Source organism: Rhodococcus sp. AC861, assembly GCF_979256035.1.
Genome location: NZ_CEEDMW010000003.1, coordinates 769454 through 790039 on the forward strand (window position 1 = coordinate 769454; position 20586 = coordinate 790039).

Genomic DNA, 20586 nt, shown 5'->3' on the forward strand with positions numbered 1-20586 from the left:
GCCCCGTGCATTTCCTTCGTGACCAACGGCCGCCCTACGACCTGACGTACGACGACGTCTTCCTCGTTCCGAACCACACCACCGTCACCTCCCGCTTCGATGTGGACCTCTCGAGCGTCGACGGCTCGGGAACGACCATTCCGATCGTCGTGGCGAACATGACGGCTGTCGCAGGTCGCCGGATGGCCGAGACCGTCGCTCGCCGCGGCGGCATCGTCGTCATCCCGCAGGACCTCCCGACGGCCGCGGTCGCGGAGACCGTCGCCTTCGTCAAGAGCCGCAACCTGGTAGCGGACACCCCCGTGGTGCTGACGCCCGAGGACTCCGTGTCGGATGCGCTGGCGCTGATGCCCAAGCGCGCGCACGGTGTCGTCGTGGTCGTCGAGAACGGTCGGGCCGTCGGCGTGGTGTCCGACGCCGCCTGCAGCGATGTCGATCGCTTCGCGCGCCTGTCGACGGTCATGGACAAGGACTTCGTCACGGCCTCCGTCGAGACCAGCCCCCGCGAGATCTTCGAGATGCTCGAGTCCCGGCACGAGAATCTCGCCGTGCTCACCGGGTCCGACGGGACTCTGGCGGGTGTGCTGACCCGCACTGGAGCGCTCCGGGCCGGGATCTACCGTCCCGCAACCGATTCCGAGGGTCGGCTGCGCATCGCGGCGGCCGTCGGCATCAACGGCGACGTGGGCGCGAAAGCGGCGGCACTGGTCGAGGCCGGCGCCGACGTGCTCGTGCTCGACACCGCGCACGGCCACCAGCAGAAGATGCTCGACGCCCTGCGCATCGTCGCCGCTCTCGATCTCGGTGTTCCCCTCGCCGCGGGCAACGTGGTGTCCGCAGCCGGCACTCGGGATCTGATCGAGGCCGGCGCCGACATCGTGAAGGTCGGTGTCGGTCCGGGTGCGATGTGCACCACTCGCATGATGACCGGGGTCGGCCGCCCGCAGTTCTCCGCGGTGGAGGAGTGCGCTGCCGCCGCTCGCGCTCTGGGCAAGCACGTGTGGGCGGACGGCGGCGTACGCCATCCGCGCGATGTCGCTCTGGCTGTCGCCGCAGGCGCATCGAACGTCATGATCGGATCCTGGTTCGCCGGTACGCACGAGTCGCCCGGTGACCTGCGTGTCGACTCCGCGGGGGTCGCCTACAAGGAGAGCTTCGGCATGGCGTCCAAGCGCGCCGTCGCCGCCAGGACCGCCGCGGACAGCGCCTTCGACCAGGCGCGCAAGGGCCTGTTCGAAGAGGGCATCTCGAGTTCTCGGATGCGCCTGGACCCCGAACGTCCCGGCGTCGAGGATCTGATCGACCACATCTGTGCCGGAGTGCGCAGCACGTGCACCTACGCCGGGGCACGCTCGCTCGAGGAACTGCACCGCGACGCCGTGCTGGGAATCCAGTCCGCGGCGGGATTCGCGGAGGGACGGCCACTGCCCTCCGGTTGGTGACCGACCGGCCACACCCCGGTGAGTCGGTGCCGAGGGCGCAGCGACGATACGATGACGGCGATAGCGGCACCCGTTCGCGGGTACAGCTGTGATGCGCGTGCGCGGCACTTGCCGGTGCCGACTCCTCCACTCGAGGAGCAGCCGCACTCCGACAGGAAGGACACCGGTGCCCGAGGCACCCACGACGACGCCGACCGCAGGGTCCGGCCCCACGTCCCCACCCCCGCTCGGCGGCGACAGCCCCGCCGAGGACGGTTCCCGATCGGAGGGATCCTCTAGGTCGCCGGGTCTACCCGGCATCTACAGGCGAGTCCGCGCGGCGGTGATGAGCGGATGACCGCGCTGATCACCGTTCTGTCCCTGGTCGGCTTCGTCGCTCTGACGGTCGGCACAGCCATCTTCGTCGCCGCGGAGTTCTCTCTCACCGCGCTCGAGCGCAGCACGGTCGACGCCGCGGCTCGCGACGGCGACATGAGGTCGCGGCAGGTCCAGCACGCGCACAAGACCCTCTCGTTCCAGCTTTCCGGTGCGCAGCTGGGCATCACGATCACGACACTGATCACCGGGTACATCGCCGAGCCGGTACTCGCCCGGTTCATCACCCCCGTGGCGACGGCTCTCGGGGCGTCGGAATCGGTCGCCGGAGTCATCTCGCTGGTGGCGGCACTGCTGATCGCCACGTCGGCGTCGATGGTCTTCGGTGAACTGGTGCCGAAGAACATGGCGATCTCCAATCCCATGAAGGTCGCCCGGGCCACCGCCGGACTGCAGGCCGGGTTCTCACTGGTGTTCAAATGGGCCATCAACGGTCTGAACGGATCCGCGAACTGGGTCGTCCGACGCCTGGGCGTCGAACCGGCGGAGGAATTGCGCTCGGCCCGCTCCCCGCAGGAACTGGGATCGCTGGTGCGGACCTCCGCCGAACACGGCTCCATCGACGAGCGCACTGCGCTCCTCGTGGACAGATCACTGCAGTTCGGTGAGCGCAGCGCGGAAGAACTGATGACTCCGCGCGTGAAGATCGAGACCCTCGCAGCGGACGACACGGTGGCCGATCTCATCGACACCGCAGCGCGCACCGGCTTCTCGCGGTTCCCGGTCGTCGCCGGGGATCTGGACGACACTCTCGGCGTCGTCCACATCAAGCATGCGTTCACCGTCCCGTCGGGTGAGCGAGCCACCACCACGGTGCGGTCTCTGGCCCAGCGAGTGCCCAATGTGCCCGCCAGCCTCGACGGTGACACCGTAATGGACCGGGTGCGTGCCGACGGTATGCAGGTGGCCATCGTCGTGGACGAGTACGGCGGCACCGCCGGCATCGTGACCATGGAGGATCTGATCGAGGAGATCGTCGGCGACGTCCGCGACGAGCACGACAATCCCGAGGTCGACGTGCAACGCGTCGCCGACGGGTGGCTGTGCTCCGGGCTGCTCCGCATCGACGAGGTCGGCGAGTTCACCGGATACGCGGCGCCCGAGGGCGAATACGACACCCTCGGGGGCCTGGTGCTGACGCAGTTCGAACGCATACCCGACGCCGGTGACCAGGTCGTCCTCCCGGCTCCGAGTGGTGATCTCGAGTCCACCGATACCGGCGGATGGATCGCCCGCGTCGACTCGATGGACGGTCGTCGCATCGACCGGATCCTGGTCCGTCCCGCGGCCGAGGACGAGATGGCGCGATTGCGGTCGGAGACGGACGCACGGACGGAGGCTCACGATGGGTGACGTCTACGCGGTGCTGCTCGCCGTGCTGCTGTTGCTGTTGAACGCCTTCTTCGTCGGTGCGGAGTTCTCTCTGATCTCGGCGCGCCGCGACCGGCTCGAGAGTCTCGTCGTCCAGGGGAAGAAGCGCGCACAGACGGTCATCGAAGCGGGCCAGAACCTGTCGATGATGCTTGCCGCCGCGCAGTTGGGCATCACGATCTGCTCGATCCTGCTGGGTCGAGTCGGTGAGCCGGCTGTCGCGCACCTGATCGAGAAGCCGTTCGACGTACTCGGTGTGCCCGAATCCCTCCTGCACCCCATCGGCTTCGCACTCGCGCTGGCCATCGTGGTGATCCTGCACATCCTGATCGGCGAGATGGTTCCCAAGAACATCGCGATCGCCGGACCGGAGGCCACGGCGATGCTGCTGGTCCCGATCCATCTGTGGTGGCTGCGCGCCGCCAAGCCCCTGATCTCGTTCTACAACCTCTGCGCGAACGGCTCGCTGCGGCTGCTGCGCGTGGAGCCGAAGGACGAACTCGAATCCGCCGTGTCGGCCGACCAGTTGTCGGACATGATCGGCGAGTCGCGGTCCGAAGGCCTCATCGACGCGGAGGAGCACCGTCGTCTGACGCAGGCCCTCGAAACGTCGGGACGCACGGTCCGCGAGGTGCTCATCCCGCTCGACCGGGCCCGAACGGTGGTCTGCGGTCCGAAGGGACCGACACTCGGCGCCATCGAGGACGCCGTCCGCGAGACCGGGTTCTCCCGATACCCGGTCCGCGACGAGGTCGACGGTCTGATCGGCTACCTGCACATCAAGGATGTGCTGGATCTGATGGCGGACCCACTCGCCGACAGCGACACCGTGATCCCCCGCTCCGATGTCCGACTCCTGCCGATCATCGACGCCCGTACGCCGCTGGACGAAGCGCTCGCGGGGTTGCGTCGACGCCGTAGCCATCTGGGCGCCGTCGTCGAGTCCGGTAAGGGCACCATCGGCATCGTCGCACTCGAAGATCTCGTCGAGGAGTTCGTGGGTACCGTCCGCGACGGAACGCATCTCGTCGAGGACGTCGTGCCGGGACCCGACGGGAACGCATGACGGCGCCGGCGCAGACCCTCGACGTGCTGGACGCCGCCGAGTGGCACGGTCGTCGCGCGGCGCACGTCGACCGGGTGAACGACCTGGTGGGGCAGTACCTCGACCGTCGCGCGGCGGGGCACGCGCACCCCGTTCTCGACTTCCTCTTCACGTACTACAGCCTGAAACCGGCGCATCTGCGGCGGTGGCATCCCGGCTTCGGAGTGGCACTGACCGGGGACGGCATCGAGGACTATCGAGGGCGCTCCGGATACGGGGACACGACGGTGCGGGGAGTTCCCGCGGTGACGGTCACGTCCGATCTCCTGGAACGCCGAGGGTCCGCGGTGGACTTCGTCTCGACACTCGTCCGGCGGACGGCGGCTCGGCCGGCCCAGTTGGGCTGCTTCGGTCTGCACGAATGGGCGATGGTCTACCGCGGGGGCGACGCTGCCCTGCGTCACGACGTCCCGCTACGGCTGGGACACGACGGCACCGACGCCGTCGTGGAGTCGATGCCGCTGCGGTGCACGCACTACGACGCGTTCCGCTTCTTCACACCGGAGGCGGTTCCGAGGAACTCGCTCGAGCTGACTCCGGATCACCGTCTGCTCACCGAGCAGCCCGGATGCCTGCACGCGTCGATGGATCTGTACAAGTGGGTCGCGAAGCTGGGTCCGCTGCTGCCCTCGGACCTGCTGCTGGACTGCTTCGCCGTCTCGATGACTGCCCGCGAACTCGACATGCGGGCGAGCCCGTACGACCTGACGGAGTACGGCTACTCCCCCGTGCGCATAGAAACGCCGACCGGACGCGCGGAGTACGTGCGCGCCCAGTCGGCGATCGCCGAGTCCGGCTCGGATCTCCGGCGGCGGCTCGGCAGGGCGCTGGACGCCCTACCTCGCTCGACCACCTGACAGGTCATGCTCCGATCGCGGACAGTTCCTCGAACTCGTCGTCGGTGAGCTCGATCCCCGCGGCCGCCACGTTGTCCTCGAGGTGGCCGACGCTGGACGTCCCCGGGATCGGCAGCATGACGGGCGAGCGACGCAGCAGCCACGCCAGTGCCAGCTGGGACGCCGACACTCCGTGACGCGTCGCGAGTTCGGTGAGCGGGCTGCCCTCGCCGGTCAGCTGACCGGTGGCCAGCGGGAACCACGGGATGAAGCCGATGTTCTGCTCGGTGGACCAGTCGAGCAGTTCCTGCGAGGACCGGTCGGTGAGGTTGTAGAGGTTCTGCACGGAGACGATCTCGGCGACCTTCTGCGCCTGCTTCACCTCGTCGACGGATACCTGACTCAACCCGATGTGGCGGATCTTGCCCTCGTCCTGCAGTGCCTTGAGCTCGCCGACCTGATCCTCGACGGGAACCTCCGGGTCGATGCGGTGCAGCTGGAACAGGTCGATGCGGTCGAGTCCGAGACGACGCAGGCTGAGCTCGGCCTGCTGGCGGAGGTAGGCGGGGCGACCGACCGGGTTCCACTGGCCCGGTCCCTGCCGCGTGAGGCCGGCCTTCGTCGCGATGACGACGTCGTCCGCGTACGGATGAAGCGCCTCGGCGAGAAGGTCTTCGGCCACCTCGGGCCCGTAGCTGTCGGCGGTGTCGAAGAAGGTGACGCCGAGTTCGACCGCGCGACGCAGGACGCGGATCGCCTCGTCCCGATCACGAGGAGGACCCCAGACGCCCTCACCGGGAAGTTGCATCGTGCCGTATCCGAGTCGGACGACCTCGAGGTCGCCGCCGAGCAGGAAGGTGCCCGACGAGCGGGCCGGGGCTGTGGTGTCGGAAGAAGTCATAGGCGTTACGACGCCGCGCGGACGACTTCTATTCCGCTGCACCTCGGGTGACGCGACGAGCGAGATCTACCTCTGGGTAACATCGGGGCGATCCAGCGCGGCACTGTGGCCGCGGTAGACGATTCTAGTGAGGGGCTGTGATGACCGAACGCGTTCAGGTCGGCGATCTGCAGGTGGCGGCTGTGCTGCACGAATTCGTGGAGAAGCAGGCGTTGCCGGGTACCGGAGTTGATTCCGACGCGTTCTGGGCCGGTGTCGGTTCCATCATCGCCGACCTCGCACCGAAGAACCGTGCGCTGCTCGACGTCCGCGACGACATCCAGGGCAAGCTCGACGCCTGGCACTCCGAGCATCCCGGCGCGGACTACGACAAGGCGAAGTACAAGGCGTTCCTGTCGGAGATCGGCTACCTGCAGGACGAGCCGGCCGCCTTCCACATCACCACCGAGGGCGTCGACACCGAGATCACCACCACCGCCGGGCCGCAGCTGGTCGTGCCCGTGCTGAACGCACGGTTCGCGATCAACGCGTCCAACGCCCGCTGGGGATCGTTGTACGACGCGCTCTACGGAACCGACGCCATCTCCGAGGCCGACGGTGCCGAGAAGGGCACCGGCTACAACAAGGTGCGCGGCGACAAGGTGATCGCGTTCGCGCGCGGCTTCCTCGACGACTCCGTCCCGCTCACGTCCGGTTCGCACGTCGATGCCACCGCGTACGTGATCGACGGATCCACGCTCGCCGTCACGCTGTCCTCCGGTGAGACGGTGGGCCTCGCGTCACCCGACGCTCTCCTCGGATACACCGGCGACCCGAGCGCGCCCACCGGAATCCTGTTCGTGCACAACGGCTTGCACTTCGAACTGCAGATCGACGCGGAAAGCCCGATCGGTAAGACCGACGCGGCCGGCGTCAAGGACGTCGTGCTCGAGTCCGCTGTCACCGCCATCATGGACTTCGAGGACTCCGTCGCGGCCGTCGACGCCGACGACAAGGTGCTGGGCTACCGCAACTGGCTGGGACTGATGCGCGGAGACCTCGCCGAGGAGGTCACCAAGGGTGGCAAGACCTTCACACGCACGATGAATCCGGACCGGGTGTACACGGCTCTGGACGGATCCGAGCTCACCCTGCACGGTCGGTCGCTGCTGTTCGTCCGCAACGTGGGACACCTGATGACCACGGACGCGATCCTGGACAAGGACGGCAACGAGATCCCCGAGGGCATCCTCGACGCGATCCTGACCTCGCTCACCGGAAAGCACAGTCTCGCCGAGGGCGTGGCCCTGAGCAACAGCCGTACGGGATCGCTCTACATCGTCAAGCCCAAGATGCACGGCCCCGACGAGGTCGCCTTCACGAACGAACTGTTCGGACGCGTCGAGGACGTGCTCGAGCTGCCTCGCAACACCCTCAAGGTCGGCATCATGGACGAGGAACGACGCACGACGGTCAACCTCGCCGCCTGCATCCTCGCGGCGAAGGAACGCGTCGTGTTCATCAACACCGGCTTCCTCGACCGCACCGGCGACGAGATCCACACCTCCATGGAGGCGGGCGCCGTCGTGCGCAAGGCCGAGATGAAGAAGCAGACGTGGATCGCCGCCTACGAGGACTGGAACGTCGACACGGGCCTCGCGGCCGGCCTCGAGGGCAAGGCTCAGATCGGCAAGGGCATGTGGGCGATGCCCGATCTCATGCACGACATGCTCGAGCAGAAGATCAACCACCCGAAGGCTGGTGCCAACACCGCGTGGGTTCCGTCCCCTACCGCGGCGACTCTGCACGCGACGCACTACCACCAGGTCGACGTGTTCGCGCGCCAGGAAGAGATCGCGAAGTCCAGGCGGGCATCCGTCGACGACATCCTCGAGATCCCCCTGGCGGCGGACACGTCGTGGACCGACGCCGAGAAGCAGAACGAGCTGGACAACAACTGCCAGTCGATCCTCGGCTACGTCGTCCGCTGGATCGACCACGGTGTCGGCTGCTCCAAGGTGCCGGACATCGAGGACGTCGCACTCATGGAAGACCGTGCGACGCTTCGCATCTCGAGCCAGCTGCTGGCCAACTGGGTGCGTCACGGCATCGTCTCCGAAGACGACGTCGTCGCATCGCTGAACCGGATGGCGCCGGTGGTGGACCGTCAGAACGCCGACGACCCCACGTATCGGCCGTTGGCTCAGGACAGTGAGAACAACATCGCGTTCAACGCGGCCAAGGATCTGATCCTGCTGGGCACTCGTCAGCCCAACGGCTACACGGAGCCGATCCTGCACGCGCGTCGCCGCGAGTTCAAGGCTGCCGAGGCATCCTGACCCGTAGATTCGAGGTCGACGGGGACCCGGGGGCAGCCGGGTTTCCACAGACATCACGAGAGGGCACGGGGACGACATGGGTGAGCACCGTCGGGCGGGATCCACGACGGTAGGGCGACGCGGCGTGAGCCGCGGGTCCATCGTGGTCCTCGTCGTCCTCGTGCTGATCGTCGCTGCCGTCTTCGGGTGGTTCGCGTTGCGGGATCGCATCGTGAACGAGGGCGAGCAGGCAGCCAAGGCGTGTGTCGAGGGGCCTGCGACCTTGGCTGTCACCGCCGACCCCGACATCGTCGACGCGGTGCGCAGCGTCGCCGCGGCCTACGACGCGACCGCACCGGTCGTACGCGATCACTGCGTGAGCACCACGGTCACCGCGACGCCGTCCGCTGCGGTCGCGCAGGCGCTGGCGTCCGAGAACTACGACGAGTCGCAGGCCGGTCCCCGACCGTCGCTGTGGATCCCGACGTCGTCGGGCGATGCCGCCGAGGTCGTTGCGGCCCGCTCGGTCGACAGCACGCCGCGGTCCCTTGCCACCAGCCCCGTCGTACTCGGGGTCGCACCGGAACTCGCGGACACCCTCGGCGGCGCCGCCGTGGGATGGGCGGATCTCCCACGTCTCGCCACACAGTCGCAATCCCTCGATGCCATCGGGGCAACCGGCTGGGGGTCGCTTCGTCCTGCACTGCCCTCGTCACCCTCCACGACCGCAGCCGTGGAGGCGATCGCTGCGGCGACCGCGGATCCGGCGGCGACCGGCGCTCCCAGCGCGGAACAAGCCGCGAGCCCGGCCGTCGTCGCCGCGATCTCCCAGTTGTCCCGCGCCGCCTCGTCGGCGGCGCCGACCCCGCCTGCCGATACCGACGCCGCGCTCGATGCGATGGTGCAGGCCGGGGATCCCGCGGCAGCGCCCGTCCACGCCGTTCCCGTCACCGAGCAACAGCTCTTCGGCCGCATCTCCGAAGGCCAGCAACTTGCTGCCTTCCGGCCGGCCGGCGCCACACCCGTCGCCGATCATCCCGCTGTCGTGCTGTCCGGATCGGACGACACGCAGCGTGCCGCGGCCGCCGAGTTCGCCGAGTTCGCCCGCGCGTCCGATCAGCACCGGACGTTCCTCGACCGGGGTTTCCGGATCCCGGCTGCCTCCGGCGGTACCGACACCACGCCGGCCCCCGTCGCCGGCCTCACGTTCCCGGCCGTCGGGCAACCGGCAGCGGTGACCGATCCCGCCGCGCGTCGAGCAGTGCTGGCCACCCTCGCATCGCCGACGCGTCCGTCCAGCACCACCGTGCTTCTCGACGTGTCGGGGTCGATGGAATCCCTCGACGGCGGTTCGACACGGTTGGCGAATGTCACCGCGGCACTTCGCGGAGCGATCGACTCGGTGCCCGACGTCGGACGAGTCGGATTGTGGACCTACAGCAGAGCTCTGGACGGACCGCGCCCGTACCGTGTCGAACAACCGCTCGGTGACCTGACCGCCGACACGCGTGCTGCCCTGGACGCGTCACTGTCCTCACTGACGCCCGCCACCGCGACGTCGACGTATGCGTCGGTGCAAGCTGCCTATGCGTCGGCAGTTCAGAACAAGGGTGGTGACGGAATCGACTCGGTTCTGCTCATCACCGACGGACCCAACGACGACACCTCCATCTCGTCCGCACGTTTCCTGCAATCCATCGCCGATGCGTCCGACCCGGCTCGGCCGGTGCGCGTCGACGTCGTTTCCCTCACGGACAACTCCGACATCGACACTCTGCGCACACTTGCCCAGCAGACGGGTGGAGAACTCGTCGAGGTGTCGTCGTCCGATCCGACGCTCGCCGCCACCCTCGGTCGACTCTCGACCGATCGGTAAGTCGCCCTACCCGCTCCTGAAGGGCACCCCCTGTGATCCGCATGCTCACCTTCGCCGTCGTTCTGGCGATCGTCACCTACGTGCTCCACCGACGCCTCGTCGTGGCCACACGGCTGTCCGGTACCGCCCGCCACGGCGCCGACCTGGTACTCGTCCTGTTCTGGGCCGCGGCCGTCATGGGCATCGGGAGCGGCGAAGTCCTGAACCCGTCCTGGGCACGCTACGTCGCGTACCCCGGTCTGACCTGGTTGGCAGCGTTGCTCTATCTCTCGCTCGGGGCGATCGTCCTCGCGCTCGGCGCGATGGTCGTCCGCATCGCCGGACGACTCTCCCGCCGCGACACCTCTCGCGCGCGGGCCACGTTCCTACGCCGGTCTACGGCGGTGCTCGTAGTGAGCACCGTGGCGGCGGTGGCGTACGGAGTCGTCGAGGCCGCCACACCGCGTGTCACCCGGACGACCGTAGAGCTGTCGGCGCTTCCGCCGTCCTTCGACGGGATGCGCGTGGGACTCGTATCCGATCTGCATGTCGGTCCGGCGCGAGGGCGCGCGTTCGTCCAGGGTGTCGTCGATTCGCTGATGGCGGAGAAGCCCGATCTGATCATCGTTGCCGGCGATCTCGTCGACGGCACCGTCGACCTGGTGGGGCCGTCGCTCGAGCCGCTGAGCCAGCTGTCGGCTCCGCAGGGCGTCGTCGTCACCAGTGGGAACCACGAGTTCTATGCCGGTGACGGAGGCGCGTGGTTGGACCTGTACGACTCGCTGGGACTGACCGTGCTCCGCAACGAGACCCTGAGACTGGATCGAGGTGTGGACTCGATCGACCTGGTCGGTATCGAGGACCTCACCGCACCCGAACCGTACGAACCCGATCTGGCCTCGGCGCTCGAGGGCACGGACCCCGACGATTTCCAGTTACTGGTCGCGCACCAGCCGAAGCAGGCTGTCGAGGCGTCGGACCTCGGGGTGGACATGCAGGTGTCCGGGCACACGCACGGCGGTCAGATCTGGCCGATCGTGTATCTCGTTCCGCTGCAGCAACCGTCGGTCGAGGGGCTGGACACGGTGGGAAGGACCACCCTGTTCACCACGCGCGGCGCCGGCGCGTGGGGTCCTCCGGTGCGCATCGGCGCGCCGCCCGAGATCTCCGTGCTGGAGCTTCGGACGGCGCGCTGACGGTCGGACCCGACGGTCAGGCGAAGGCTTCGATCGGCGGGCACGAGCAGACGAGGTTGCGGTCGCCGTGTGCACCGTCGATGCGACGCACGGACGGCCACACCTTCGGCCGAGACGTTCCCGCCGGGTAGACGGCAATTTCGCGGGAGTACGCGTGGTTCCACTCGGTGACCAGGCAGTGCGCGGTGTGCGGTGCGCCCCGGAGCGGATTGTCGTCCACGGTCCACTCACCCGACGCGACGCGTTCGATCTCGGCGCGGATGGAGATCATCGCGTCCACGAAAGCATCGATCTCGTCGAGGTTCTCGCTTTCCGTCGGCTCGATCATCAAGGTTCCCGACACCGGGAAGCTCATCGTCGGGGCGTGGAACCCGTAGTCCGCCAACCGCTTCGCGACGTCGTCGACCGTGACGCCCGTGCGTTTGGTGATCGGCCGCAGATCCAGGATGCACTCGTGCGCCACCATCGAGCGGTCACCGGTGTAGAGCACGGGGAAGTACTCGTCGAGTCGACGCGCGATGTAGTTGGCCGACGCGATGGCCGTGAGCGTCGCGCGGCGCAGGCCGGCAGCACCCATCATCCGGATGTACGCCCACGTGATCGGGAGGATGGAGGCGGACCCGTAGGGAGCTGCGGAGATCGCGCCCGTCTCGCCGAGACCCTCGACGAACGGGTGACCCGGCAGGAACGGCGTGAGGTGCGACCGCACACCGATCGGACCGACTCCGGGACCTCCACCGCCGTGCGGGATGCAGAACGTCTTGTGCAGGTTGAGGTGACTCACGTCGCCGCCGAAACGACCCGGACGTGCGACACCCACCAGCGCGTTGAGGTTGGCTCCGTCGACGTAGACCTGACCACCGGCGTCGTGCACCGCGGCGCAGATGTCGCCGATCTCGTGCTCGAACACGCCGTGGGTGGACGGGTAGGTGATCATGATCGCCGCGAGGGACGCGGCGTGCTGGTCAACCTTGGCGCGGAGGTCGTCGACGTCGACATCGCCGTTCACACGGCAGGCGACGACGACGACCTTCATTCCTGCCATGACGGCGGACGCCGCGTTGGTCCCGTGTGCGCTGGACGGGATCAGGCAGATCGTCCGTCCGTCGTCGCCCCGGCTGCGGTGGTAGTTGCGGATGGCGAGCAGTCCTGCGTACTCACCCTGGCTTCCGGCGTTCGGTTGCAGGGAGACCGCGTCGTATCCCGTGACGGCGACCAGCCATTCCTCGAGATCGGAGATGATCCGCGCCATGCCCGGCGCATCGTCCGCGGGAGCGAAGGGGTGCACCCCGTTGAAGCCCGGCCAGGTGATGGGTTCCATCTCGGCCGTCGCGTTCAACTTCATGGTGCAGGAACCCAGCGGGATCATGCTGCGGTCCAGCGCGATGTCCTTGTCGGACAACGCCCGCAGGTACCGGAGCATCGCCGTCTCGGTGCGGTATCGCGTGAAGGCCGGGTGCGTCATGAACTCCGTGGTGCGCGTCGACTCCGCGGGGATCGCCGGCTCCGCCGGCTCGGCTGGTGTCGTCACTCCGAAGGCGTGCAGCACAGCGTCGATATGCGCGTCGACGGTTGCCTCGTCGCACGAGATACCGACGTGGTCGTCGTCGACGAAACGCAGGTTGATCGCCGCACCGGACTTGGCAGCGGCGACGACGGAGGCCGCGCGTCCGGGAACGTGGGCCAGCACCGTATCGAAGTAGTGCGCGTGCACGACGGTGACGCCACCGGCGGTCAACGCGGCGCCGAGCGAGGCTGCGTGGCCGGCGACGCGGCGTGCGATCGAGGTCAGTCCGTCGGCGCCGTGGTAACTGCCGTACATCGCGGCGACCACGGCCAACAGCACCTGTGCGGTGCAGATGTTCGACGTCGCCTTCTCGCGGCGGATGTGCTGCTCGCGGGTCTGCAGGGCGAGGCGGTAGGCGGGGGCACCGTCGGCGTCGACGGAGACTCCGACGAGGCGGCCGGGGAGCTGACGGGCATGAGCGGTACGCACGGCCAGGTAGCCGGCGTGCGGTCCGCCGTACCCCATCGGGACGCCGAAGCGCTGCGAGGTGCCGAAGCAGGCGTCTGCACCCTGTTCACCCGGTGAGGTGATCAGGGTGGCGGCGAGCAGGTCGGCTCCGACGGCGACCAGGGCACCACGCTCGTGCGCGTCGGCGATCACGGACGTCAGATCGACGATTCGTCCGGACGCTCCCGGAGTCTGCGAGATGACGCCGAAGAAGTCACCGTCCGGCAGACCCTCGGCGAGATCGGCGTCGACCAGGTCGATACCGAGCGGCTCCGCGCGCGTCGCGATCACGGCGCGCGTCTGCGGGAACAGGTCCGTGTCCAGCACCAGGCGCGGGGACTTCGACTTGCCCGCGCGGCGGAGCAGCGTCATCGCCTCGGCCGCGGCGGTGCCCTCGTCGAGCATGGAGGAGTTGGCGATGTCCATCCCGGTCAGGTCGGACACCATCGTCTGGAAGTTGAGCAGGGCTTCGAGTCGGCCCTGGCTGATCTCGGGCTGGTACGGCGTGTACGCGGTGTACCAGGCCGGGTTCTCGAGAATGTTGCGGACCAGCACCGGCGGCGTCAGCGTGTCGCTGTATCCCTGCCCGATCATGGACGTCGCGACGGTGTTGCTCGCGGCGAGCGCAGCCAGTTCGGCGAGCGCCTCGTGCTCCGACACCGGAGTCGGCAGAGCGTCGAGCCCGGCGGCGATACCGTCGGTCGTTGCATCGAGGATGTCGGCCGGAACGGCGGCAGCCGCAAGGTCGTCCAGACTCGACACCCCGATGACATCGAGCAGACGTGCGGTCTGGTCGGCGTCGGGACCGATGTGCCGGTCGACGAACGTGCGGAGTTCGGGTGTGCGAGGTTCGGCGGTCACGTGTACTCCCGGGGTGGTGGCGAGGTGCACGCCCCACACGCAGGGAGAGGCGCCCCTCTCCCTCTGTCGTGATGCCCTGCCGCAGCGGGGCGCCTGAGAGATTCGGTCACCGCGAGCGGCGCCTTTCCCCGTGGGCGGGTGGTCGATTCCACCACTTTCCAGAGGCGTCGGAGCCCGCACGGTCCGGGTGCCTGAGAGATTGACGGAGAGGTGCTGCTCCTTCGGCGCTCGCCCGGGCTCGTTCGGTGAAAGAACGTGTCCGGTCGAAGCTCTCCCGTGCGGCGTCGACGCAGAGTCGAGTATATGTGACCGGCGCCGGAAGTAGCGTGCGGGCGGTCAGCCGGTCTTGCGGCTCGCCCGGTTCTTGCGGCGTGACGCCAGCTCGTCCTCGGGGGTCGGCTGGGCCTCGCCACCGTCGGCGCGCTCGGCCGGGAAGTCGGCGATGGCACCGGTGAGCTCGCGCATCGCACCGCTGACGGCGATACCGAAGACGCCCTGACCGCCCTGCAGGAGATCGACGACCTCCTCGGCAGAGGTGCATTCGTAGACCGTGGTGCCGTCGGAGAACAGCGTGATGCGGGCCAGATCGGCGACGCCGCGTCGTCGCAGATGGTCGACGGCCACGCGGATGTTCTGCAGCGAGATACCGGTGTCCAGGAGCCGCTTGACGATCTTCAGGACGAGAATGTCCTTGAACGAGTAGAGACGCTGACTACCGGAACCGGCAGCACCACGAATGGACGGTACGACCAACCCGGTCCGCGCCCAGTAGTCCAGCTGGCGGTAGGTGATGCCGGCGATCTGGCACGCACTGGGAACCCGGTAGCCGACCAACTCGTCCGGAACCGAATCGTCGGGGAACAGACCTGGCTGGGCCTCGTCCACGTCGTTCGATGCCGGCAGGTTCGTCTGCTCCGGCTCCTGCGGCTGATCTGCCACGTGCTTTTCTCCCTCTCGGACGACTGTGGTCGCACTCCCCTGATCGGTGAGTGCGACGACGACATCCGTGGCGTACGGCGAGGTCGAGAATACGCCCCCGTCGAGAAGAACGACACGTCCTTCATCGACCCGAACGCTATGGACAGACTCGGGCGAATTCAACGCGCCACGCGGTAAGCCTCAACCTCAACTCAAGGGTGAGACTCGATCGTTATGAACCGCCGCTCGCCTTGAAGTCGTCCGGCGAGATGGTGTCCAGGAATTCCTTGAACTTCTCGACCTCGTCCTCGCGCTCGTCCGGCATGACGAGCCCGGCCTCGGCCAGAACCGGCTCCTCCGCGTAGATCGGAACTCCGGCCCGCAGAGCGATCGCGATGGAGTCCGACGGGCGCGCCGAGACCCGCACGTTCTGGTCGAACACGAGGTCCGCGTAGAAGGTGCCCTCCTGAAGGTCGACGATGCGTACTTCCTTCAGGGATCGACCCAGAGCGGTGACGATGTCACCGATCAGATCGTGCGTCAGAGGACGAGGGGGTTGGACACCCTGCTGCTCCAACGCGATGGCCGTGGCTTCGGTCTGACCGATCCAAATCGGCAGGTAGCGTTCACCATCCGACTCCCGCAACAGAAGGACCGGCTGATTCTGCGGCTGCTCCACCCGGATACCGATCACGCGCATCTCACCCATTGCGCCGCCTCCCAGCTGCTGTGTCTCGACCGTGATTCACCAGACTCGCGGACGTCTACTCCAGTGTATCGACCGCACCGCCGACGACCGATCCGGCGACGGACCGTGCGGTGGACCGGAGTTACTTGTCCAGTATTCCGTGGACCGCGGACTTGACCAACGACGTGTGCAGCGACAGCGAGAGGGCCGCGAGTTCACGGATCAACTCTTCGGCGCGATCCCGGGCACCCGCGTCGCGGCCCAAGGCCACGGGCCCTGCCACCTGAGCCAGCAGGGTCGCCTCCCTGTCCGCGGCGAGCTTGAACGCGCGCAGATGACGGACCTCGAGCCCGTACTGCGCCATCGCCGCCGCGGTGGACACGAGGACCACCGCTTCCTCGTCGTAGAAGCCGGCGGGCCCGGCCGTAAGGAGTCCGCTCTTCTGTAGTTCGAGCAGGAAGCTCTCCTCGACGCCCGTGCGGGTGAGCAGGTCGTCCCTGCTCATCCGGACACGTCGCTCCCCCAGGAACTCCGTCGGCGACACGCTGCCGGGTGCCAACGCCAGGATCCGGGGGCTCCGCGGTGCGGACGTACCGTCCACCACCGCGACGGTCGCCCGACTGTCCAGAGCGTCGAGCTGCTCCTTGATCACCTTGAGCGGAAGGTAGTGATCACGTTGAGCCGTGAGTACGTACCGCAACCGCTCGCAGTCCTCGATGGAGAACCTGCGGTAACCCGACGCCGTTCGTTCCGGGGAGATCAGTCCCTCGGCCTCGAGAAAACGGATCTTCGAAATGGTGACGTCGGGGAAGTCGGGGCGCAGTCGATCGAGTACGGACCCGATCGACATGCCACCACCGGACTGTTGCCCGACAGCCGTCATCAGCTACCTGCGCCGGCAGACGTCTCGCCGAGCTGTCCGCCTGCAGCCTGGCCCTTGGGGCCGGTGAGGAAGACGAGACGGAACTTGCCGATCTGCACCTCGTCGCCGTTGGCGAGGACGGCCGAGTCGACCGGTTCACGATTGACGTACGTGCCGTTCAGGCTGCCGACGTCGACGACCTGGAAGTCCTCGTCGTCCTGACGGAACTCCGCGTGGCGACGGCTGACCGTGACGTCGTCGAGGAAGATGTCGCTGTCGGGGTGGCGTCCCGCGGACGTCGTGGGCTGGTCGAGCAGGAAACGGGACCCGGCGTTGGGACCGCGCTTGACCACCAGCAGGGCGGAACCGACAGGCAGGCCCTCGACACCGGACACCGGTGCTTCGGACGATCCCTGGGGCGCTGCTGCGGAGTCGATCTCGTTCAGGAAATCCGCTCGGAAGACCGATGTGGTCTCCGCGGGGGATTCTCCGTACACGCCGTCGTTGCCGTTATCGCTCACGTTTCTCCTCCTCGATCTGACCGCCCCTCACCCACGGGACGATTCAGCACATTCTCTTGTCACGCTTGTCTGACGGTTCTGCGGTTCCCCGACCGGGGTGCCGCGCGAACCACGTGAGGACCTTACCGACCGTACCTTGCGGACCGGCCCCGGTGGGCACGCTTACGCGGCCGTCCTGCCCCGCTGTTATGTGGATGTGATCGACGCGTATCCCTCGGCGTCCAACATGGACTCGAGGGCGTCGTCGAGTTCGGATTCGGAGTCCACCGACAGGTCGACGAGCCATCCGGCGCCGTAGGGGTCGGAGTTGACCAGTTCGGGGTCACCGTCCAACTCCCCGTTCACCGCAACCACTTTGGCGGACAGCGGGGCATAGATGTCCGACACGCTCTTGGTGGACTCGACCTCGCCGAGGGACTCCCCCGCGGACACCGCGTCGTCCTCGGTGGGCAACTGGACGAACACGACGTCGCCCAGCTGGGACTGCGCGAAATCGGTGACACCGACGCGCACCGTCGTCGGGCCGGTCCGCTGGATCCACTCGTGCTCGGCGGTGTACCGCAACTCGGTGGGAATGTCGGTCTGGCTCACGTGAACCGGGTCCTTTCGTCACGAGCGGCCCACACGTCGTGGGAGTGGCAGAAACGATGTGTCCTGACGAGAAACGCTCTGCGCAGAGCGTATTGGCGTCCTTTCCCCGTCCGCAAGGCGGGAGTCACCGTCCGACGAGAGGCAGCCGCCGTACGGGCCCCAGGGCGAGCGCGAGATAGAGCGCCCCCGTCCAGATGTAGAGCGCGGTCCCCCACACCAGCAGCGCCAGCGCCGGAACCTCGATGATGTCGGCGCCGGACCAGTCGACGCGCGCCGCGAGGAGGAACGGCAAGGCACTCATCAGGACGAACGTGGCGGCCTTGCCGAGGTAGATGACCTCCGGTGGCGCCAGACCTCGACGTCGATAGAGCAGCAGTGTCGCCGCCAGGATCGCGTCGCGTCCGATCAGCACGAGGGCCACCCACCACGGGAGGATCCCGGCGATGACGAACCCCACCAGCGTCGTCACGACGTAGAGGCGGTCGACGAACGGATCGAGGAGCGCACCGAGCGCGGAGGACTGATCGAGCAGTCTCGCCAGCTTGCCGTCCAACCAGTCGGTCGCACCGCTGACCAACAGCAGCACCAGAGCCCACCCGTAGGCGTGCTCGACGAGCAGCAGCCACAGGAACACCGGCACGCCGATCAGCCGGACGAGACTCAGGGCGTTCGGCACCGTGACGATGCGATCGTGCGCCACGTCGGCGATCACGTGTCGTGCGGTGTCGGACACCGGATCGGTCATGCTCCGAGCTTTCCACACCTCACCGCCGGAGCGGGGCTACCGCCACGCGAACACCGGCTGCTCGTAGTCGTGTACCCGAGTGCTCCGGCCACCGAGGACGACCTCCCGGAACTGATGGACGACGGCGCCGGTCGGAGCGTGGACGAGTGTGGTGCGGAACGGCCATTGGACCACCGGCCGTGGTGATTCCGGGATGTCGACGAAGCGGGCGTCCACGTCGAGTTCGTCGGTGGACACGCGATACAGGAATTCGACCTCGTCCGGGTTGGGCGTCAACTCGACGGAGACGTCGGCGATCCACACGACGAACGGGCGGATCACGTACCCGGACCGTGTGCGGTAGTCGTCGAGCGTGCCCAGGATCTGCTCCGCTCCCACACGGACGCCGACTTCTTCGTCGAGTTCGCGCAGAGCGGCCTCGGCCGGTGATTCACCGTCGTCGACACGACCTCCCGGCAAGGCGAACTGTCCCGGATGCGCGCGCATCCGGGAGGGCCGTTTGGTCAGCACCATGTGCCGCGAGCCCGGCGTTCCGCCGATGGCGACCGCCACCGAGGCGCGTCGTTCGTCGCCGCCTTCGATCACGCGTGCATCGAAGGCGCCGAGCGCCCTGGTGATCTCCGCACGTTCGAGCCGTGTGTCCATCGACCGAGACTAGCGAGACCCGTCAGGGCTGCACACGGAAGGCGCGCACCGCCGGCGCTTCCGAGAACGGCAGGATTCTCGACCTGTCGTCGGGCAGCGTGAGTTCGATCGCCGCCGAGTCGTCCACTCGATACGGCTGCGTCGAGACCAACCCGGCGAACGTCTTCCGGAGTCGAGACATCTCGGCACGGACCGTGATGGAACGGCCGTGGTCGCCGAAGAGGTCGGTAGCCAGTTCCGCAGCGGTGCGGCCTCCGCGGTGGACGGCGAGCAGGAACAGGATCTCGGCGTGCCGTGGGCTGGGACGGTACGACCACCGCCCCAGTTCGCCGCGAACCTCCACGACGGTCTGCCGCGGGTCCGACACGTCGATACGCACCGTCGTCGGTGTGGCGTCGGTTCCGGTGATCACGTCCTCCCCCGAGCTCGACGGCCGCACCATCCACCCGCCCGGGAGCGGCTCGATGTCGCACACGCCCAGGGTGGGGACCCACGCCCGGCCGGCAGTGAGGTCGTCGGGCAGCGCGACCCGGTTGCATATCGGCACCGCAGCCAGTGCGGCCACCCACCCGTGGTTGTCCACGGCCAACGCGGGGCAGCCGGTGCCGGCCAACATCGGCGCCGCGACGGAGCGGAGGCTGTCGAGTGTCAGTCGGTGCTGCTCTCGTAGCTGCGATTCCGCGAGGCGTGACACGGCGTCGATGAGCGCGAGCGTCGTGGGATGGACCGACGCGGCGGGCCCGCTGACATCGACGAGGCCCAGCACCCGTCCCGTCCGCGGATCCTTGATCGGAGAACTCGCACACGTCCACGCGTGGTGGGAGCGCACGAAATGCTCCGCGGAGAAGATCTGGACGGCCGAACGCGAGACCAGCGCGGTGCCGATGGCATTGGTTCCGACACTGTCCTCCGACCAGTCGGCACCGTCGACGAATCCCAACCTGTCCGCACGGTCGAGCACCGCGGGCGAACCGCTGCGCCACAGGACTCGGCCGAGCCGATCGGCGACGACCAGCAGGTTGTCGGAGTCCTGCAGCACGGACCGGAGACTTCCGGTCAGGTCGGGAAGGATGTCGACCAACCCGGATTCACGACGCATCTGTTCCAGTGCAGATGCATCGACCGCCGCGGCCGGTCCGTCGTTCTCGGGATCGACGCCCAGATCCATGACCCGCTGCCAGGAGTCTCCGATGACGTCGCGGGGGCGGGCCGGTGCGCGTGTGCCGGACATCGTCGCGTCGTAGACGCGGGTCAGCAACTGGGCGTATCGACGCGGGTCCTCGCCCGCCGCGACGGCGGGCTCGGGTTCGGAGGTTCGAGTCATCGACACCGATTGTGCTCCACATCACATATGGCGTCATCC

17 protein-coding genes and 1 riboswitch are annotated in these 20586 nt (G+C 67.9%); of the genes, 7 read left to right on the plus strand and 10 right to left on the minus strand.

Annotated features, from left to right (window positions below; translation table 11 throughout):
- Positions 1-5: 5 nt before the first annotated feature.
- The 4 genes from AC0IX4_RS13120 to AC0IX4_RS13135 all read left to right on the plus strand — a co-directional run bounded on the left by AC0IX4_RS13120 (position 6) and on the right by AC0IX4_RS13135 (position 5150).
- Positions 6-1442: a GuaB1 family IMP dehydrogenase-related protein gene (locus tag AC0IX4_RS13120; protein ID WP_471829243.1), complete on the plus strand. Its 1437-nt coding sequence runs from the start codon at positions 6-8 to the stop codon at positions 1440-1442.
- A gap of 333 nt (positions 1443-1775) precedes the next feature.
- Positions 1776-3170, plus strand: a complete 1395-nt coding sequence (locus tag AC0IX4_RS13125) for a hemolysin family protein (protein ID WP_471829245.1) — start codon at positions 1776-1778, stop codon at positions 3168-3170.
- A complete protein-coding gene (locus AC0IX4_RS13130) occupies positions 3163-4254 on the plus strand; it encodes a hemolysin family protein (RefSeq protein WP_042573710.1) in 1092 nt (363 codons plus the stop codon). The genes AC0IX4_RS13125 and AC0IX4_RS13130 overlap by 8 nt, the downstream gene beginning before the upstream one ends.
- Positions 4251-5150, plus strand: coding sequence for a 3-methyladenine DNA glycosylase (locus AC0IX4_RS13135; RefSeq protein WP_471829246.1), 900 nt, complete (start codon positions 4251-4253; stop codon positions 5148-5150). The genes AC0IX4_RS13130 and AC0IX4_RS13135 overlap by 4 nt, the downstream gene beginning before the upstream one ends.
- Before the next feature lie 4 nt (positions 5151-5154).
- Here AC0IX4_RS13135 and AC0IX4_RS13140 read toward each other — a convergent pair whose 3' ends face one another.
- Complete coding sequence (locus tag AC0IX4_RS13140; RefSeq protein WP_042573712.1) at positions 5155-6030, minus strand: aldo/keto reductase; 876 nt, start codon at positions 6028-6030, stop codon at positions 5155-5157.
- Between the two features lie 140 nt (positions 6031-6170).
- Between AC0IX4_RS13140 and AC0IX4_RS13145 the strand changes: the two genes are divergently transcribed.
- The 3 genes from AC0IX4_RS13145 (at position 6171) to AC0IX4_RS13155 (ending at position 11378) form a co-directional block, all read left to right on the plus strand.
- Positions 6171-8348 carry a malate synthase G gene (locus tag AC0IX4_RS13145; RefSeq protein ID WP_471829247.1) on the plus strand — a complete coding sequence of 726 codons (2178 nt, stop codon included), beginning with the start codon at positions 6171-6173 and terminating at the stop codon, positions 8346-8348.
- Positions 8349-8472: 124 nt separating this feature from the next.
- Positions 8473-10203: a VWA domain-containing protein gene (locus tag AC0IX4_RS13150; protein WP_471829249.1), complete on the plus strand. Its 1731-nt coding sequence runs from the start codon at positions 8473-8475 to the stop codon at positions 10201-10203.
- Between the two features lie 32 nt (positions 10204-10235).
- Entirely contained in the window at positions 10236-11378 is a 1143-nt protein-coding gene (locus AC0IX4_RS13155; RefSeq protein WP_471829250.1) for a metallophosphoesterase, read from the plus strand.
- A gap of 16 nt (positions 11379-11394) precedes the next feature.
- Here AC0IX4_RS13155 and gcvP read toward each other — a convergent pair whose 3' ends face one another.
- The 9 genes from gcvP to AC0IX4_RS13200 all read right to left on the minus strand — a co-directional run bounded on the left by gcvP (position 11395) and on the right by AC0IX4_RS13200 (position 20547).
- The gene (gene gcvP / locus AC0IX4_RS13160; RefSeq protein ID WP_471829251.1) at positions 11395-14253 is read right to left on the minus strand and encodes an aminomethyl-transferring glycine dehydrogenase; all 2859 of its coding nucleotides are present in this window, start codon (positions 14251-14253) and stop codon (positions 11395-11397) included.
- Between the two features lie 169 nt (positions 14254-14422).
- Positions 14423-14540: riboswitch (glycine riboswitch) on the minus strand.
- A 49-nt stretch (positions 14541-14589) separates the two neighbouring features.
- Entirely contained in the window at positions 14590-15156 is a 567-nt protein-coding gene (locus AC0IX4_RS13165; RefSeq protein WP_156148818.1) for a MerR family transcriptional regulator, read from the minus strand.
- Between the two features lie 247 nt (positions 15157-15403).
- On the minus strand, positions 15404-15880 hold the full coding sequence (locus AC0IX4_RS13170) for a bifunctional nuclease family protein (protein WP_042573717.1): 477 nt from the start codon (positions 15878-15880) through the stop codon (positions 15404-15406).
- Positions 15881-16001: 121 nt separating this feature from the next.
- Positions 16002-16742, minus strand: coding sequence for a transcriptional regulator FtsR (gene ftsR / locus AC0IX4_RS13175; protein WP_471829253.1), 741 nt, complete (start codon positions 16740-16742; stop codon positions 16002-16004).
- Positions 16742-17242, minus strand: a complete 501-nt coding sequence (garA, locus tag AC0IX4_RS13180) for a glycogen accumulation regulator GarA (protein WP_042573719.1) — start codon at positions 17240-17242, stop codon at positions 16742-16744. Before garA ends, ftsR begins: the two co-directional genes overlap by 1 nt.
- 186 nt (positions 17243-17428) lie before the next feature.
- Entirely contained in the window at positions 17429-17833 is a 405-nt protein-coding gene (gene gcvH / locus AC0IX4_RS13185; protein WP_042573720.1) for a glycine cleavage system protein GcvH, read from the minus strand.
- 124 nt (positions 17834-17957) lie between these two features.
- Positions 17958-18578, minus strand: coding sequence for a CDP-alcohol phosphatidyltransferase family protein (locus tag AC0IX4_RS13190; protein ID WP_056074962.1), 621 nt, complete (start codon positions 18576-18578; stop codon positions 17958-17960).
- A 36-nt stretch (positions 18579-18614) separates the two neighbouring features.
- Positions 18615-19223, minus strand: coding sequence for an NUDIX hydrolase (locus AC0IX4_RS13195; protein ID WP_471829255.1), 609 nt, complete (start codon positions 19221-19223; stop codon positions 18615-18617).
- A gap of 22 nt (positions 19224-19245) precedes the next feature.
- Positions 19246-20547 carry a GAF domain-containing protein gene (locus AC0IX4_RS13200; RefSeq protein WP_471829257.1) on the minus strand — a complete coding sequence of 434 codons (1302 nt, stop codon included), beginning with the start codon at positions 20545-20547 and terminating at the stop codon, positions 19246-19248.
- Positions 20548-20586: the final 39 nt, after the last annotated feature.